This window comes from Candidatus Symbiopectobacterium sp. NZEC135, assembly GCF_025962695.1.
On record NZ_JAGFPF010000017.1, the window covers coordinates 15088 to 31866 of the forward strand.

General features: G+C 56.0%; 16 protein-coding genes and 1 pseudogene. 8 read left to right on the forward strand and 9 right to left on the reverse strand.

What is annotated here, in order from left to right; all coding sequences use genetic code 11:
* The first annotated feature begins 21 nt into the window (after positions 1-21).
* Positions 22-1242: an FAD-dependent 2-octaprenylphenol hydroxylase gene (gene ubiI / locus J5224_RS10960; RefSeq protein WP_264625415.1), complete on the forward strand. Its 1221-nt coding sequence runs from the start codon at positions 22-24 to the stop codon at positions 1240-1242.
* Between the two features lie 36 nt (positions 1243-1278).
* On the opposite strand, the gene J5224_RS10965 is transcribed toward ubiI, so the two are convergent.
* Both J5224_RS10965 and dgoD read right to left on the reverse strand, forming a co-directional pair.
* Entirely contained in the window at positions 1279-1776 is a 498-nt protein-coding gene (locus tag J5224_RS10965; RefSeq protein ID WP_264625416.1) for a TIGR00645 family protein, read from the reverse strand.
* A gap of 66 nt (positions 1777-1842) precedes the next feature.
* On the reverse strand, positions 1843-3024 hold the full coding sequence (gene dgoD / locus J5224_RS10970) for a galactonate dehydratase (RefSeq protein ID WP_264625417.1): 1182 nt from the start codon (positions 3022-3024) through the stop codon (positions 1843-1845).
* Positions 3025-3327: 303 nt separating this feature from the next.
* On the opposite strand from dgoD, the pseudogene J5224_RS10975 reads away from it, so the two are divergent.
* Positions 3328-3633 (forward strand): annotated as a pseudogene (locus tag J5224_RS10975) (L-rhamnose/proton symporter RhaT); the annotation flags it as partial.
* Between the two features lie 323 nt (positions 3634-3956).
* Positions 3957-4487, forward strand: a complete 531-nt coding sequence (locus J5224_RS10980) for a YagU family protein (RefSeq protein ID WP_264625418.1) — start codon at positions 3957-3959, stop codon at positions 4485-4487.
* Between the two features lie 10 nt (positions 4488-4497).
* Here J5224_RS10980 and J5224_RS10985 read toward each other — a convergent pair whose 3' ends face one another.
* Both J5224_RS10985 and rhaS read right to left on the reverse strand, forming a co-directional pair.
* A complete protein-coding gene (locus tag J5224_RS10985) occupies positions 4498-5340 on the reverse strand; it encodes a helix-turn-helix domain-containing protein (protein WP_264625419.1) in 843 nt (280 codons plus the stop codon).
* A 33-nt stretch (positions 5341-5373) separates the two neighbouring features.
* Positions 5374-6213 carry an HTH-type transcriptional activator RhaS gene (gene rhaS, locus J5224_RS10990; RefSeq protein WP_264625420.1) on the reverse strand — a complete coding sequence of 280 codons (840 nt, stop codon included), beginning with the start codon at positions 6211-6213 and terminating at the stop codon, positions 5374-5376.
* Positions 6214-6547: 334 nt separating this feature from the next.
* Here rhaS and rhaB point away from each other — a divergent pair, with 334 nt between their 5' ends.
* The 4 genes from rhaB (at position 6548) to rhaM (ending at position 10492) form a co-directional block, all read left to right on the forward strand.
* Positions 6548-8020: a rhamnulokinase gene (gene rhaB / locus J5224_RS10995; protein WP_264625421.1), complete on the forward strand. Its 1473-nt coding sequence runs from the start codon at positions 6548-6550 to the stop codon at positions 8018-8020.
* On the forward strand, positions 8017-9279 hold the full coding sequence (locus J5224_RS11000; RefSeq protein ID WP_264625422.1) for an L-rhamnose isomerase: 1263 nt from the start codon (positions 8017-8019) through the stop codon (positions 9277-9279). Before rhaB ends, J5224_RS11000 begins: the two co-directional genes overlap by 4 nt.
* 6 nt (positions 9280-9285) lie before the next feature.
* Positions 9286-10110, forward strand: a complete 825-nt coding sequence (rhaD, locus tag J5224_RS11005; RefSeq protein ID WP_264625423.1) for a rhamnulose-1-phosphate aldolase — start codon at positions 9286-9288, stop codon at positions 10108-10110.
* 67 nt (positions 10111-10177) lie between these two features.
* Positions 10178-10492, forward strand: a complete 315-nt coding sequence (gene rhaM / locus J5224_RS11010; RefSeq protein ID WP_264625424.1) for an L-rhamnose mutarotase — start codon at positions 10178-10180, stop codon at positions 10490-10492.
* Positions 10493-10559: 67 nt separating this feature from the next.
* Here rhaM and J5224_RS11015 read toward each other — a convergent pair whose 3' ends face one another.
* A complete protein-coding gene (locus tag J5224_RS11015; protein WP_264625425.1) occupies positions 10560-10943 on the reverse strand; it encodes a VOC family protein in 384 nt (127 codons plus the stop codon).
* A 75-nt stretch (positions 10944-11018) separates the two neighbouring features.
* Entirely contained in the window at positions 11019-11738 is a 720-nt protein-coding gene (locus J5224_RS11020; RefSeq protein ID WP_264625426.1) for a helix-turn-helix transcriptional regulator, read from the reverse strand.
* Positions 11739-12149: 411 nt separating this feature from the next.
* Here J5224_RS11020 and J5224_RS11025 point away from each other — a divergent pair, with 411 nt between their 5' ends.
* Positions 12150-13736 (forward strand): methyl-accepting chemotaxis protein, encoded by a 1587-nt coding sequence (locus tag J5224_RS11025; RefSeq protein ID WP_264625427.1) that lies wholly within the window; start codon positions 12150-12152, stop codon positions 13734-13736.
* A gap of 44 nt (positions 13737-13780) precedes the next feature.
* Here J5224_RS11025 and J5224_RS11030 read toward each other — a convergent pair whose 3' ends face one another.
* Genes J5224_RS11030 through J5224_RS11040 form a run of 3 tightly spaced genes read right to left on the reverse strand, consistent with a single transcriptional unit; the run spans position 13781 to position 16749 of the window.
* Positions 13781-15118, reverse strand: coding sequence for an MATE family efflux transporter (locus tag J5224_RS11030; protein ID WP_264625428.1), 1338 nt, complete (start codon positions 15116-15118; stop codon positions 13781-13783).
* A 24-nt stretch (positions 15119-15142) separates the two neighbouring features.
* Complete coding sequence (locus J5224_RS11035; RefSeq protein ID WP_264625429.1) at positions 15143-15919, reverse strand: ABC transporter ATP-binding protein; 777 nt, start codon at positions 15917-15919, stop codon at positions 15143-15145.
* A complete protein-coding gene (locus tag J5224_RS11040) occupies positions 15916-16749 on the reverse strand; it encodes an ABC transporter ATP-binding protein (protein WP_264625430.1) in 834 nt (277 codons plus the stop codon). The genes J5224_RS11035 and J5224_RS11040 overlap by 4 nt, the downstream gene beginning before the upstream one ends.
* Between the last annotated feature and the right edge of the window lie 30 nt (positions 16750-16779).

The following is a 16779-nucleotide window of genomic DNA, read 5'->3' on the forward strand; positions in this document are numbered from 1 at the left end:
AAGCAACAGGAAACAGGGCTTATGCAATCATTTGATGTGGTTATCGCGGGCGGCGGCATGGTGGGTCTGGCACTGGCCTGTGGGCTACAACAGTCCGGGCTGCGCATCGCCGTTCTGGAACAGCGCACGCCGCCACAGACGGCAGCAGACGGGGCTTATGCGCTACGCGTCTCCGCCATTAACGCGGCCAGCGAATGCCTGCTGCGTCATCTCGATGTCTGGCAAGCGATCGAAGCCGAACGCATCAGCCCCTATAACGGCATGTATGTGTGGGACAAAGACAGCTTCGGCAATATCCATTTCGAGGGCGAGGCCTATGGTTTTTCCCGCCTCGGCCACATTATCGAAAACGATGTCATTCAACGCGCCCTGTGGCAGCGAGCCGAGAAAGCAAAAGACATTACCCTGATAGCACCGGCGGTATTGCAGCAGGTGGCCTGGGGCGAGAACGAAGCGTTTATCACGCTGGACGATGGCACCATGCTCACAGCGCGCTTGGTGGTCGGCGCAGACGGCGCCCACTCCTGGCTACGTCAGCAAGCCGATATTCCTCTGACGTTCTGGGATTACGGCCATCACGCGCTGGTAGCAACCGTGCGCACCGAACGCCCACACGAGGGCGTGGCGCGCCAAGTGTTTCACGGCGATGGCATTCTGGCATTTCTGCCGTTAGCGGAGGCAAACCTGTGCTCGATTGTCTGGTCGCTGCCACCGTTGCAGGCCGACGCCATGCTGGCGCTGCCCGGGGAGGCTTTCGACCAGCAACTGGCGATCGCCTTTGACACGCATCTTGGGCGGTGTACCACCCTCAGTGCCCGGCAAACACACCCGTTAACCGGGCGCTATGCGCGCAGCTTTGCCGCGCATCGGCTGGCGCTGGTGGGCGATGCGGCACACACCATCCACCCGCTCGCCGGACAGGGCGTCAACCTCGGATTTATGGATGTCGCTACGCTTATCGCCGAAATCAAACGCTTACAGGGGCAAGGTAAGGATTTCGGGCAACACCTCTACCTGCGACGCTATGAACGCCAGCGCAAGCACAGTGCCGCGCTGATGTTAGCCAGCATGCAAGGGTTCAGGGAACTGTTTAACGGAGAGAACCCGGCGAAAAAACTGCTGCGTGATATTGGCCTGACGCTGGCAAACCGCCTGCCGGGGGTAAAACCGGTGCTGGTGCGTCAGGCGATGGGATTAAATGACCTGCCGGAATGGCTGGCGCAAGCCGCTACCCCGCAGTAAATGGAGCGGTACGCCAGAGTAGGCGTACCGTTAACCTCACTTCTTTTCGTGGCGCGTGGCTTTATCCAGATAGCCCATCAGAAACGCCGACAGCACAAACGTCAGGTGGATAATCACATACCACATCAGCTTGTTATCCGGCGTGTTGCGCGCATCCATAAACACGCGCAGCAAATGGATGGAAGAGATGGCGACGATCGATGCCGCGACTTTATTCTTGAGTGAGCCAGAGTCCATTTTGCCAAGCCAGCTCAGTTTCTCCCGATCCTCATCAATGTTCAGCGTCGAGACAAAGTTCTCATAGCCAGACAGCATCACCATCACCAACAGGCCGCCCACCAGCGTCATATCAATCAGCGACAGCAACACCAGGATCAAATCGGCCTCTGCCAATGCAAAGACGCTTGGCAGAATGTGAAACACTTCCTGGAAAAATTTGAGCATCAGCGCCAGCAACCCAAGCGACAGTCCCAGATAGATCGGGGCCAGCAGCCAACGCGAGGTGTACATCAGGTTTTCAATAAAACGTTCCATAGTTCTTCTTTTTGCAGGTGAATAACCACCGTCGTGTAATGGGCACGCGACGGCAAAACGCACAGTTTACTGATCGACCACCGAACCATCTACATGCAGACGCGTTTTCAGCGGACGTCGACGGTAGGGATATTTTTCTGCCACATCATCCGCCAGTTCGATGCCAATGCCCGGCGCCGTGGGGATCTCCATAAAACCGTCAACGCACTTGAAGGTGCTCTTGACCACATCCCGCTTCAATACGCCATTTTCCACGCCGGTGGCACCAAATTTCTCCGACAGCGCCGGTTGATCGTCGCCGGGATACTCCAGCAGAGCAAAGTTGGGGATGCTCACCGCAATTTGCAAGCAAGCGGCCGTAGAGACCGGGCTGAGCGGGTTATGCGGAACCACCATCAAGTCATGCGCTTCGGCCAGCGCTGCGATTTTCTTCGCGCCGGTGATGCCTCCGCACATGCACACGTCTGGCCGCACGTAGGAGACCGCATTGCGCTTGATCAGCATGGCAAACTCTTGCAGGTTGTTCAGACGTTCGCCGGTGGCAATCGGCACGTTGATTTTGTCTGCGACCTGCGCCATCGAATCAAAGTTATCCGCTCCGATCGGATCTTCAATAAAGTAAGGCAGATAAGGTGCGATACCCTGTGCAAACACAATCGCATCGTGTGGTTTCAGGCGGCGATGGACTTCGATACAGAGATCGACATCATTCCCCACCGCTTCGCGATAAGCGCCAATGCGTTCGATGGCTTCGCCGATTTCTTTCGCATGGGTGATGAAATAGGGATCGCCGCGCGACTCATCCAGAAACGGCGTCAGGTGCCCAATCGCGGTAAAGCCTTGCGCTTTCATCTTTTTCAGATTGGCGATGGTCTCTTCCGTGGTTTTACCACCGGCATGGGCATAGACCCGCGCCTTGTCGCGGCAGCGACCGCCCAGCAAGTTGTAGACGGGAGTGTCGTAGAATTTGCCCGCAATATCCCACAGCGCGATGTCGATGGCGCTGATCGCTCCCATGATAGCCGCACCGCGAAAATGCCAACAACGGTACATATACTGCCAGTGATGCTCAATGCGCAGCGGATCTTGCCCGATCAGATAGGTTTTTAGCGCTTCCACCGCCCCCATGGAGGCATCCAGAAACCCCCATGTACCTGATTCACCGATCCCGACAAGACCGTCGTCCGTGTGAATTTCGACAAACAGGTAGCGATTCGCCAGGATGGTTTTGACATCCGTAATTTTCACGTTGCTTTACTCCACTTTCAGCCCGAGGGGGACCCCAAACCCGTAGAATAACCCGAGCGTGCCGTGCTTCGTCAATGCTTAAACGCCCTTCCACTTGAAACGCTATTTCATTCTTTCCTTTGGTTATTTTTGTGACGCCAGTGGCATTCACCTTTCGCATCTTGCCGTGTGACGTGCTGGTAGTGGCATGGAGCGGAAGGTCGCCCCCTCGTTCACTTTTTACACTTGCTCTATCGAACCATCCCCTACGATGCGTTCCTACACGTACTCCTACTCTGATTAGAATGAAAACAAGAGGGTTCTATGAATAGCGCAATTCTTCTCGGGCTTTTCTGGCATTTTGTCGGTGCTGCCAGCGCGGCCTGTTTCTATGCCCCGTTCAAAAAGGTCCGTCACTGGTCATGGGAAACCATGTGGTCATTGGGCGGTTTCTTCTCCTGGATTATTTTACCCTGGAGCATCAGCGCCCTGTTGCTGCCCGATTTTTGGGGCTATTTCGGTTCATTCAGTTTTTCTACCCTGCTGCCGGTGTTTTTGTTCGGTGCCATGTGGGGCATTGGGAATATCAACTACGGGTTGACCATGCGCTACCTCGGTATGTCGCTTGGAGGCAAACGCCGCCGAAGCGGCCTGTAACACCCCGCCAACATTGCACCACCGCTCGCAAAAGACGCAACAATATTCAGTCATAACAACAAGATAATGTCACATGGTCAATAATACTTACATAATCAAATATTATGTAATATTGGTGTTTTACCTATAAAACAACGAGTTATGTAAACCTCGCTTTTATTTCACGTTAGAAAATAAATCCCTTCAGGCGTATTATCCACTCAAATCACCTACTTATAACGCTATTGTCTATGGCGTTTTACGCCATTTTTAGAAATAAACAGCGGTAAAAATCCGTTATTAAAGGAGAAAGAGAAATGCAACTACGCACCACAAGGGATAAAATTCTGGTGGCACTGCTGGTGGGGCTCATTGCGGGTGTGGTCTGCGCCCTGGCTAAATTTGGCTGGGAGATCCCCTTCCCGCCGCGTACGCCCCTGCGTGACCTGACCAACCCGCCGCAGCAACTGTTGCAGCAAATGGGCATGTCTTTCGATATGTCTCACCTGAGCTATCTGTACAACGGCAACCCTCGCCCGATCATGAGCTTTATCATGCACTTCGGCTTCTCCATCACGTTCGCGGTGATCTATTGCGTGGTGGCAGAAGTGTGGCCGAAAATTAAACTGTGGCAAGGTGCGCTGTATGGTCTGGTGCTGCACGTGGTGTTCCACGTCTTCCTGCTGCCGCTGATGGGCACCGTGCCGGCACCGTGGGATCAGCCGTTCGCTGAACACTTCTCCGAAATTTTCGGCCACATGTTCTGCTTCTGGCTGGTGGAAATTGTGCGCCGCGATCTGCGTAACCGTATTACCCACGCACCGGATGTGGACGAGGTTACTCGCTGAGTTTACCCGTTCATCCTGCCAGAAAGCGCTGGCGATAGGCGCTGGGTGATATGCCCTGCGCCTGATGGAACACCACCGAGAAGTAGTTACTGTCGTCAAAACCGCACTGCGCCGCCACTTCACCAATGGTCTGCCTGTCATAACGCAACAGCTCCATCGCTTTGCACAACCGCAGTTGGCGCAGGTATTGGGCCACGCTCATCCCGGTTTCCTGCTTAAAGCGCGCCCCCAAGCCGCGCACGCTAAAGTCATGCTGCTGACAAAATGCATCAAAACGGAAGGGGCTGCCGATACTGGCTCTCAGCGCCAGCATCAGCAGATCCAACTGGTGCGCATCGGCCAGTTGTGGGCTATCGGGTAAATGGCGGTAACGCAGCGCCAACAGCGCAATCTGCAACAACAAGACTTCGCTAAGCTGCAACGACAGCGTGTCTGACTTCATGCACTCCTGAGCCAAATCATCCACCTTGTCACGCAACGTATCCATACCCGCCGAACCCAGGCACCAGTAACGCTGAGACTGCGGCACATCCCCTCCCGGCAGCAGGTTATGCCAGTCTGCGGGCAGCGTCAGTCGATCGCGAACAAACAGGATATTGTCCAATTCCAGATCGTTTACCGACTCATAGCTGTGGCGATCGTTGGCGCTGACGTAGAACAGATCGCCACGCGTAATGCGATAGGGCACGTCGTTCCACAGGTGCAGACCGTTGCCGCGCCACACGATGACTAACTCTTCGAAATCATGATGATGCAGAGGAAAGTCAGGCTGAGGGTGACGCTCTGCCACCCGTACCGCCTGTTTATCGGTAAGGAAATAGTCTTCCGTTTGCAGCTTCAAACCGCGCGTCATGGTCACACTCACCTCACCCGCACTGGCGTTGTGTTATTCCGCAGCACTCCCCGTATGCTGACGTACGGATTTGGGTGCCACAGAGAACGCCTTGCGAAACTGCGTGGAAAAGTGATTACTGTCGCTGAAACCGCACGCATGCGCAATGGTCGTAATCGATTCATCGCTCTGCTGCAAGCGACGGCGCGCTTCCAGCAAGCGTAAACGGTTGAGATAGCGCTGTGGCGTCATGCCGGTATTCTGCTTCAATTGCCGGTGCAGGGTACGCAACGGCAGCGCAAAGCGATCGGACAATGCCCCCCAGTTCACCTCTTCACAGTAATTGTTTTGCAGCCAACCGAGCAGCGCCTGCACCCCGTGGCGATCGCCCTCCAGACTCTGAGTCTGGAAACATTTTTGGCGCAATAACACCAGAATTTGCAAAAACACGCTTTCGCTGGCGGCGATATCTTCCGGCGTGTCGCGCTGGGCTAACAGCGACAGGCGCTCCAGCAATCCTTTCAACTGCTGCATGGTCGGCGCATTGACCTGCCACTGTCCTTGCCACTCACCGTTGGGCCCGTAGGGCAGGAAGGACGCAATATCCGACAAAAAGCGAAAACCGCGCGGCGAACGATAGAGCACATTGGTCAGGAACAGGCCGTCAACGTCTTCGAACAGGTGGCGATCGTTATCGCGGATAAAGAACACTGCACCGCTGCATAACGCAAACGGCTGGTCGTTGAAAACATGCACGCCCGCCCCCTGCTCCACCAGCACGATTTCCCAGAAATCATGATAATGCTCAGGAAACGCCTGTTGCGGCGCACGCGGCTCCACGGCAACGGTCACTGAGCGAGAAACGAAAAACTCATCACCTTGTAGCAACGTCATTTCAAGCCCCCTGTTTTTCTGCTTTGCAACACTGCAAACATCGATAGAAAACAGCCTACCTACCCCGCTGAGATTTCACCTTCAAATCCCGACGCTTGGTTTTCAGGGTGACGTCATTTTTCAAAGATTTCACCGCCAATTCACGGAAGTGTGGGTAGGATCACAGGAGCAACAGGCACGAAATAACGCGCACTGATATCAACGAAGTGTGACGCCTTTCACGGCCAGCTTTGCCATTTTGCCAACCCGCTCTGTCCTATGGCATTCACGGGAAGGCGACGCGCTTGCCGGCGCTTTACACTGCGCAACATGAATCAGTGAAAGAGGAACGGCAATGGCGGTGAAAAATATTGTCGCAGTGGATTTAGGTGCCTCCAGTGGCCGGGTCATGCTGGCAACATGGCAAGTCGAGAACAGGCAACTGGCGCTCAAAGAGATCCATCGGTTTACCAACCGCCTGGTAGAACGGGACGGGCACCATCTGTGGGATCTGGATGCGCTGGAACAGGAAATTCTCACTGGCTTGCATCGCATCACCGACAGCGGCATCCGCCCTGACAGCATCGGCATCGATAGCTGGGGTGTGGATTACGTACTGCTGGATGCTGCCGGAGAACGCGTCGATCTGCCCTATGCCTACCGCGATCACCGCACCGATGGCGTGATGGCGCAAGCCATTGCGGAACTGGGTGCCGAGCATATCTATCATCTGACGGGCATTCAGTTTTTGCCATTCAATACCCTGTATCAGTTGAAAGCCTGGCGCAACGCCAACCCCGGCAACATCGACAGCATTGCCCATTTTCTGATGATCCCGGACTATCTCCACTACCGTCTTACCGGTAGCCTCGGCTGTGAATACACCAACGCCAGCACCACTCAACTGCTCAATTTGCACACCAAAAACTGGGATGCGTCGCTGCTGGCGTGGCTCGATCTACCCGCCAGATGGTTCAGTACCCCAGCACAACCCGGAAAAACGCTCGGTGCCTGGACCGCCCCGACAGGCGATGCCATACCGGTGATTACCGTTGCCACACACGACACCGGCAGCGCCGTGGTGGCCGCGCCGCTGACTGAAGGCGACAGCGCCTACCTCAGCTCCGGCACCTGGTCGCTGATGGGCATTGAAAGTGATGTGCCCTACCACGATACGCGTGCGCTGGCGGCGAATGTCACTAACGAAGGCGGCATCAACGGCACCTACCGCGTCCTGAAAAACATCATGGGCATGTGGTTACTGCAACGCGTGGCGCTGGAGATGAACGTTACCGATTTACCCGCATTGATCCGCGATGCCAGCGCATTACCGCCGTTCACGCGTTTAATCAATCCGAATGACGAACGATTTATCAATCCGCCATCGATGTGTGAGGCCATTCGCGATTTCTGCCGCGAGCACCAGCAAAGTGAGCCCGTTAGCCAAGCCGAGTTCGCCCGCTGCATCTTTGACAGCCTGGCGCTACTGTACCGTCGCGTCCTGCTGGAGTTAGGAGAACTGCGCGGCACACCGTTACGCCAGTTACACATTGTGGGCGGCGGGTGTCAGAACGCGTTTCTCAACCAACTCTGCGCCGATGTCTGCCAGATACCGGTGTTGGCGGGCCCGGTGGAAGCCTCGACGCTCGGCAATATCGGCTGCCAATTGATGGCGCTTGACGCCGTCCCCGATCTTACCGCTTTTCGCCAGCAACTGGCGCAGAGCTTCCCATTACACCGTTTTATCCCGCGTTCTATTGACGATTTTGCCGGACACTGGCGCCGTTTTGAGGCGCTGTGCCACGCCACTGAGGAGCTTACCGTATGAATACCGCCATTGAATCGGCCTGGCAGTTGGCCAAGGCGCGCTATGCCGCGCTCAACGTTGATGCCGAGGCTGCCCTGAAGCAACTGGATAACATCCCCGTCTCCATGCATTGCTGGCAGGGGGACGATGTGGTGGGTTTCGAGCAGTCCGCGGGCGCACTCACCGGCGGTATTGCCGCGACCGGCAACCATCCGGGCAAAGCGCGCAGCGCCGATGAACTGCGCGCCGATCTGGAACAGGCTTTCCGCCTGATTCCGGGGCCGAAGCGTCTGAACCTGCATGCGATTTATCTGGAGTCCGATGAACCTGTCGCACGTAACGCCATCGAACCGAAACACTTCAGCCGCTGGGTGGACTGGGCCAAAGAACAGCATTTGGGGCTAGATTTTAACCCTACCTGTTTCTCGCACCCGCTCAGCAGCGACGGCTTCACCCTCTCCCACCCGGATGAGAGCGTGCGCCGTTTCTGGATTGAACACTGTCAGGCCAGTCGCCGCATCTCCGCCTATTTTGGCCGCGAACTCGGCACGCCTTCCGTGATGAACATCTGGGTACCAGACGGCATGAAAGACCTCACCATCGATCGTCTGGCATTTCGCCAGCGCCTGTTAAACGCGTTGGATGAAGTGATTGCCGAGCCGCTGGATGCGCAGCACCACATTGATGCGGTCGAAAGCAAGCTGTTCGGCATCGGCGCAGAGAGCTTCACCGTGGGCTCCAACGAATTCTATCTTGGCTACGCCACCAGTCGCGGCACCGCGCTGTGCCTTGATGCAGGCCACTTCCACCCAACGGAAGTGATCTCCGACAAGATCTCCAGCGCCATGTTGTACGTACCGCGCCTGTTACTGCACGTCAGCCGCCCGGTACGCTGGGATAGCGATCACGTGGTGCTGTTGGACGACGAAACGCAAGCTATCGCCCATGAGATCGTGCGCCACAACCTGTTCGACCGCGTGCATATCGGCCTCGATTTCTTTGATGCCTCCATCAACCGCGTTGCCGCCTGGGTTATCGGCACGCGCAACATGAAAAAGGCGCTGCTGCGCGCCCTGCTGGAACCCACAGAGCAACTGCGCCAGTTGGAACAAGAGGGCGACTACACCGCGCGTCTTGCACTGCTTGAAGAGCAAAAATCGCTGCCGTGGCAAGCCGTGTGGGAACACTACTGCCAGCGCCACGATGTGACGCCGGGCAGCGAATGGCTGCAACAGGTACGCCATTATGAACAAACCATTCTTCGTCAACGTCAAGGGTAAGTGATTATGCAAGCAATTCTGTCTTCCTGGTTTGTACAAGGCATGATTAAAGCCACCAGCGATATGTGGCTCAAAGGCTGGGACGAACGCAATGGCGGCAACGTCAGCCTGCGCCTCGATGCCAAAGACGTCACGCCCTATGAGAGTGATTTCACCCCGACGCCACGCCACGAAGCGCTGTCACTGGCGATGCCAGAGCTGGCAGGCTGCTGGTTTATCGTGACCGGTTCGGGCAAGTTCTTCCGTAACGTGCAGTTAGATCCGGCGGATACGCTGGTGTTGTTGCAGGTGGATGACGATGGCAAAGGCTACCGTATTTTCTGGGGCTTGACCGGCGGCGGTTTGCCTACCTCTGAGCTGGCGGCGCACTTCCAGTCGCACATCGTGCGCATGGCGGCCAGCCAGGGACGCGATCGCATCATCATGCATTGCCATGCCACCAACCTGATTGCACTGAGCTATGTGCTGGATCTGAACAGCGCCGCCTTTACCCGCGAGCTGTGGGAAGGCAGCACCGAATGTCTGGTGGTGTTCCCTGACGGCGTAGGCATTGTACCGTGGATGGTGCCGGGCACCGACGCCATTGGCACCGCGACGGCGGAGCAGATGCAGTCTCACTCGCTGGTGCTGTGGCCGTTCCACGGCATCTTCGGCACCGGCCCGACGCTGGACGACGCCTTTGGCCTGATCGACACCGCTGAAAAAGCGGCAGAAGTAATGGTCAAAGTGCGTTCCATGGGCGGCAAAAAGCAGACCATCACCACGGAAGAGCTGATTGCGCTGGGCAAACGCTTCGGTGTCACGCCGATGGAAGCGGCACTGAAGGTGTAATCCTCTCCACATGTCATCCTCCGCCACAGGCGGAGGATGACGGCCCGATTAACCCTTGGAGTTACCCATGCTACGCAAAGCCTTTGTTATGTCGGTATTCCCCGCGTGTCACGACGAATATCAACACCGCCACAACCCCATCTGGCCGGAACTGGCCAAGGTGCTGAAGGCACACGGTGCACACCACTACAGCATCTTTCTCGACGAAAAACGTCATCTGCTGTTTGGGTATGTCGAAATCGAGTCAGAAGCACAGTGGGATGCAGTGGCACAGACTGACGTCTGCCAGCGTTGGTGGAAACACATGAGCGACGTGATGCCCGCCAACCCGGATAACAGCCCGGTGAGCGACGTACTGAAACCGGTGTTTTACCTCGATTAAACAATAAGCAGACTAGCACCGCGACGCGATGAGTACGTCGCAGTGTTATCACCTCAGGGGTTATACCCTACTGATACTGCGAGACATCCGTTGCACAAACCCGCAGTCGATGACCATCCGGATCCTGCGCCACAAAGGTGTAACCGAACTCCAGACGCGTAGGTTCAGCCACGATGGTGACGCCCTGTGCGACCCACGCGCGGTATAGCGCATCCACATCGCTGTCCGTTGCTTGACTCATGCACAGTTCGGTGCCGCCCACCTGCGGCTGCGGCGGTGGAAATATGCCCTGACGCGCCTGTAAACCGAGAGAGAATTCAGGCTGTAGCGCAAACAGGGTGAAATCGGGGAAAGTTTCCAACGGCGGCGCGCCAAGCACGGTTTGATAAAAGCAGGCGCTGGCATCGACATCCTGCACATACAGGATCAGGCTGTTTGGGGCAAACGTCATCACGTACTCCTTGTCACAATGATAGAGCCTGCGCAAGCGGCATCAGGCCTGTGAGCACGTTATCGATATCGGGTGTCAGTTTCTGTCAGTAGGCTTTTGGTCTGGCGGCGTTTCCATGTCAAACACGCTTTTTCGCCAGGCTTGCAGCACGTGCTCACGGCGTTTCGGAAAGCGGCCGGGCAAACGCGTCAGCGTCACGATGCGATCGGTGCGGAAATGACGGAAATCCTGCCGCAGTTCGCACCAGGCCGCCAGCAGTTGCGTTTGATCGAAATACCCCAATGCTAATGGCCATAGCGTACGCGTTGAGGGCTGGTTTTTAAGGTCACGATAGACAATGTCTATCCTCTGCTCCTGACGAATCGCCAACCTCAGTTGATACATCACGTCGTCATCACTTTTATGCGCTTCGCTCAGGCCAACGCGTAGCCCAGAGTGTTCCATCACATAGTGCAACGGCTGCGGAAGCACCGCACCAATTTTTCCCAGCGCCGATTGTGCAGCGGCGGCGAGGTGGCTGTCACCGCGTTCATTCACCCAGCGGGCTCCCAGCGCAATAGCTTCCAACTCTTCAGGGGAAAACATCAGCGGCGGCAGCATAAACCCGGGGCGCAGCAGATAACCCACGCCGGCCTCCCCCTCGATATTGGCCCCTTGCGCTTGCAGCGTGCGAATATCGCGATAGAGCGTGCGCAGGCTGACGCCAAGTTGCTCGGCTAACTGCTCACCTCTCACCGGGAAACGGTGCTGGCGTAATAGCTGTAATAACGCGAGTAAGCGTTGGGCGCGCGACATAACACACTCTCTGTATAACATTACCGTTTAGCGCCACGATGCGCGGCTTCACCTCATCATGACATTCCTGATGACGAATGAGGGGAACTATGTGGCCTTATTTTCAGTGAAATTTATTGTAGCAATAATGATCACACCTATTATTTTTTAATTTCTCAGCGGGGCTTTATTTGTCTATTTTTTATTCATAATGCCATGGCGTGATGAAAAACCCACACGGTGCACAAAGCCGCGCCACAACAGGCTGAAGCGCCAGCAACAATCGCTGAAAGACAATAAAAATCAACCGAAAAAAACGCGTTTTTTGATGAACATGTAAAAAGAAACAAAAAAGTGTCGCAGCGTTTTAATTCGGATAAAGAATTCCCTCAGCGTGCCGTTACCCTGAATAACATTCCCCCCTGGTATTTTATGATGATAAAAAAACTGTCTCAGCTTTCACTGTTAACCAAACTGCTTTCCGGTTTTTCAATATTGATCATACTGATGTTGTTGCTCGGTAGCGCCGCGTTGTATCAGTTGCATCTCAACAACCAGAATATCGAATCCTACCGTGATAGCCGCTTGCCCGGCGTGCGCTACACGCTGGAAATGCGGGGCACGCTGTCCGAGATTCGCCTGCAACAGATCCAATATATCGCCTCGGTCACCGACAAAGAACGTGAAGGACATCGCGTTGAGTTACTGGAAGATACCGCGATCTTCCAGCGCGCGCTGGACAGCTACACCAAACTGCTGACCGATAGCGGTCAGAAACCATTGTTAGACCCGATTATTGAGGGCTTCGGGAAGTTTAGCGCCGTAAATCAGGACGTGATCAATGCCGTCAGCAAAGGTCAACTGGAAGAGGCTTCACGCATCAGCGGCGCAGTATCATCACAATATCGTGGTCAGTTGATGAAAGATCTGGCCAAACTGGTCGATCTGGAAATTGAAAAAGGTAACGCCGCAGCCCGCGAGGCCAGCAAAGGCTATCAGGACGCGAAATACACGCTGCTCGGCATGCTGCTACTGGCAGTGGTGATGTCGTGCGCATTGGCGCTGGTTATTTCACGCAGCATCTCTCGTCAATTAGGCGGTGAACCACGCTATGCCATGGAAATCATGAACGAAATCTCCACTGGCAACCTGCTGACGGCCATCGCCCTGCGTCCGGGGGACAACCACAGCCTGCTGGCAGCCATCAGCCATATGAATCAGCGGCTGGCAGACACCGTGCGTAATATTATTGACGGCAGTGAATCCATCACCATGGCGTCAAATGAGATCGCCCAAGGCAATAGCGATCTGTCACAACGCACCGAAGAGCAGGCCGCTTCGCTGCTGCAAACCTCGTCTAACATGCAGCAATTAACGCAAACGGTACGACAAAATGCGGATAACGCCCGCGAAGCCAGTTCATTGGCACAGAAGACCTCTGATACCGCGTCACAGGGCGGTGAGATCGTTAACGATATGCTGGCGCGGATGCAGGAAATTTCTCACAGTTCGCAGAAGATCGTCAATATTATCGCTGTGATCGAGGGCATTGCCTTCCAAACCAATATCCTTGCACTGAACGCGGCGGTGGAAGCGGCCCGTGCTGGCAGCGAAGGCAAAGGGTTTGCCGTGGTTGCCGGTGAAGTGCGTACGCTGGCACAGAAAAGTGCCGATGCCGCCAAGGAGATCAAAGCACTGATCGAGGGCACGGTAGAGAAGATCACCGAAGGCTCCCAACAGGCTGACAAAGCGGGCAAAGCGATGACCGACGTGGTGGATTCCGTTAATCAGGTATCCAAAATCGTGGCGGATATTTCGATGGCGTCTGATGAACAACATATCGGGATCAAGGAGATCAGCGTTGCCATCGATCAGATGGATCAGGTCACTCAGCAGAACGCCGCGCTGGTAGAGGAATCCGCGACCGCGGCAGAATCGCTGACCGAGCAAGGTGAGCAGTTGCGTAACGCCGTGCGCTTCTTCCGTGTGGAACAAGCCTCTGCGCTACGTTTGCGCTAACCGGTACTCTCCCCTTCCACCGCGCGTGGAAGGGGACTGTGAATTTATAGGGCGTGCACGTGGCTGAGACGACGGCTCGCACCGGGCAGCCACAGCAGTAAAAAGCCCGAACGTCCGAGGCTGAATGCCAGATACGCCAGCCACAAACCGTGATTGCCGTACACCGGCACCAAAAAGTACCACGCGACAAACCAGGCCATGAGCGCCAGCAACATGGAATTGCGCACCGGTGCAGTGTAGGTGATACCGGTAAACACGCCGTAAAAAATAATGCCTGCTGCGCCACACAGCGGAAACACCATCAGCCAGAGGCTATAGCGTTGACACAGCGCGACAATCTCCCCCTGATGAGTAAACCAGCCGATAACGCTATCTCCCTGCCAGGCCCATAACAGCGCCAGCAATCCCGACATCCACAGCGTAGACAGCGCAGAATAGCGCAACGTCTGACGGAAGTGGTCAGCGTCGTTAGCCCCGCGCGCACGGCCGCTAAACACGCTGGACGCATTGGCAAAACCGTCAAACAGATACGCCATCAAATAGTGAATCTGAAACAGCACCGCGTTGGCGGCCAGCATTTCTGTGCCAAAGGACGCGCCGGTCGCCACAAAGTGATTCGTCACCACCAGCAGGCATACCGTACGCAGCATCAGATCGCCATTTACCATCATGATGGCTTTAAACTCGCGCCACGAGAGCAAGGCGGAAGGCGACATGGCGGCCTTGTTCGGTGTCAGATAGCGATGAATCAGACGCAAGCCCAACAGCGTGCCGCTGATTTGCGCGATCAGCGTAGCACCGGCAATGCCCGGCACCCCCCATTCCAACCCACGCACAAACCACAGCGCCAACACCATATTCAGCACATTGATGCCAATCTGATTAAGCAGCACGGCGCGGGTTTTCAAACGCCCCATCAGCCAGCCCAGACAGACGTAGTTCACCAGGGTAAAAGGAGCCCCCCAGATCAGAATGAAAAAGAAATCATGGGCGTGCTGGCGCACGGCGGCATCCGGTTTGAGCAACGCCATGCTGGCCGAGAAAATAGGGTACTGCAACGCCACAAACGCCAAGCCGATGACCACCGCCATCAGCAGCGGGCGAAACAACGCGCTGGTCAGCAAACGCGGGTCGTCCAGCGCCTGCGCCGTAAAACCGGTGGTACTCACACGCAGAAAACCAAACAGCCAGTAGAGGGTGCTAAAAATGACCGCACCTATCGCCACACCACCAATAAAGGCCGGATCGGGCAGATGCCCTACCAGCGCGGTATCCACCGCACCGAGCAACGGCGTGGTCAGCGTAGAAATAACAAAGGGAAATACCAGTGCCAGATAGCTGACATAGCTTACGCGAGCCAGCGCAGGAGCGGGAGAGGACATGGAGAAAACGCACCTCAAGCAGCGTCAGAACGCCATTACCGACGTTAACAGGCGGCGAGCAGCAGGGTGCTGAACGTGCCCCAACGCCGCCATATCATTCACCTGTTCAATGACTCGGCCCTGATGCAAAAATAACACGCGTTGACACAAATAGGTCACGGCCGTGAGATCGTGGCTGATAAACAGATAAGTTAGGCCCAGACGTTGCCGTAACTCAGCTAATAAATCAAGAATTTGTCTCTGAACCGCCACATCGAGTGCGCTAACCGCTTCATCCAGCACCACCAGTTCAGGCTCACAGGCGATGGCGCGGGCGATGCACACGCGCTGCATCTGTCCACCGCTAAGCTGGTGCGGATAGCGTATGCCAAGCGTGTCGTCCAATCCTACCTGATGCAGTAACGCCCCCGCGCGTTCGCGCGCCGCCATCCGACCTAACCGCCGCTGTAACCGCAGGGGCTCGGCCACAATGTCGGTAATGCACATCAAGGGATTTACCGAGGAAGCATAATCCTGAAACACCGCGCCAACGCGCCCACCGTTGCCGATGCCGCGTCGCCACAGGCCCGATTTTTCATACAGCGACGTGCCCGCCAGTATTACCTCTCCTACCTCAGGGCGCTCAAGGCCAAGCAACACGCGCCCCAACGTGCTTTTCCCACTGCCACTGGCACCGACGATCCCCACGCATTCACCGCGTGCAATGCTGAACGAAACGGATTGCAGCGCAGCCTGCCATTCTCCCGTGGCGCGCAGTTGATAGCGCTGACTCAGGTCACGTGCTTCAAGCCAGACGCTCATGCTCCCGCCTCCTGCACGGCAACGGGCGGAACCCACTGGGCGTAGCGACGTAACATCGCCTGCCGCGCCTCCACCAGATAACGGGTATGCGCATGGTGAGGATGGCTCAGCACAGCATCGGTTTCCCCCTGTTCCACCACCCTCCCCTGATGCATGACCATCACACGGTCTGCCAGGCGCTGGATAGCGCCCAGATCGTGAGACACAAACAGCAGCGTCATCGCATTACGGGAGCGAAGTTCAGCAAACAGCTGTACGATCTCCGCCTGCGTAACCGCATCCAGCGCACTGGTGGGCTCATCGGCAATCAGCAGGCGTGGAGACAGCCCGAGCGCAATGGCAATCGTCACCCTCTGCAACATGCCGCCGCTCAGTTGGGCGGGGTAATCATCAAAGCGCTTAGCCGCATTTTCCAGACGCACCTGTTGCAGCAATGCGATGGCCTTCTCTTTGGCCTCACGTAGCCGCAGCGCCAAATGCGCGCACAGGGTTTCCACCATCTGCTTCCCGATGGGTTGCAGCGGATCGAAGGCTGTCATCGGGTGTTGTGGAATCAGGCTGATGTCCCGTCCGCGATAGCGGCGCAGCGCGGCATCATGAAACCCTAGTGGTTCATCGTCAGCAAAACGCATGTTGCCGCGACAAACAAAAGCGGTATTGAGCAGCCCCAACAGCGCGCGGCACAGCAGGCTTTTGCCACTGCCACTCTCTCCAATCACCCCAAGGCAACGATGCGGTACCAGCGAAAATGACACATCGTGCAGCAGCGCACGTGATGTATGCGCCAGCGCAACTTCAAGATGTTCAACCTGTAGCAACGGGGTATTCACAGCAGTGCGTCCTGATAAAAAATATCTGTC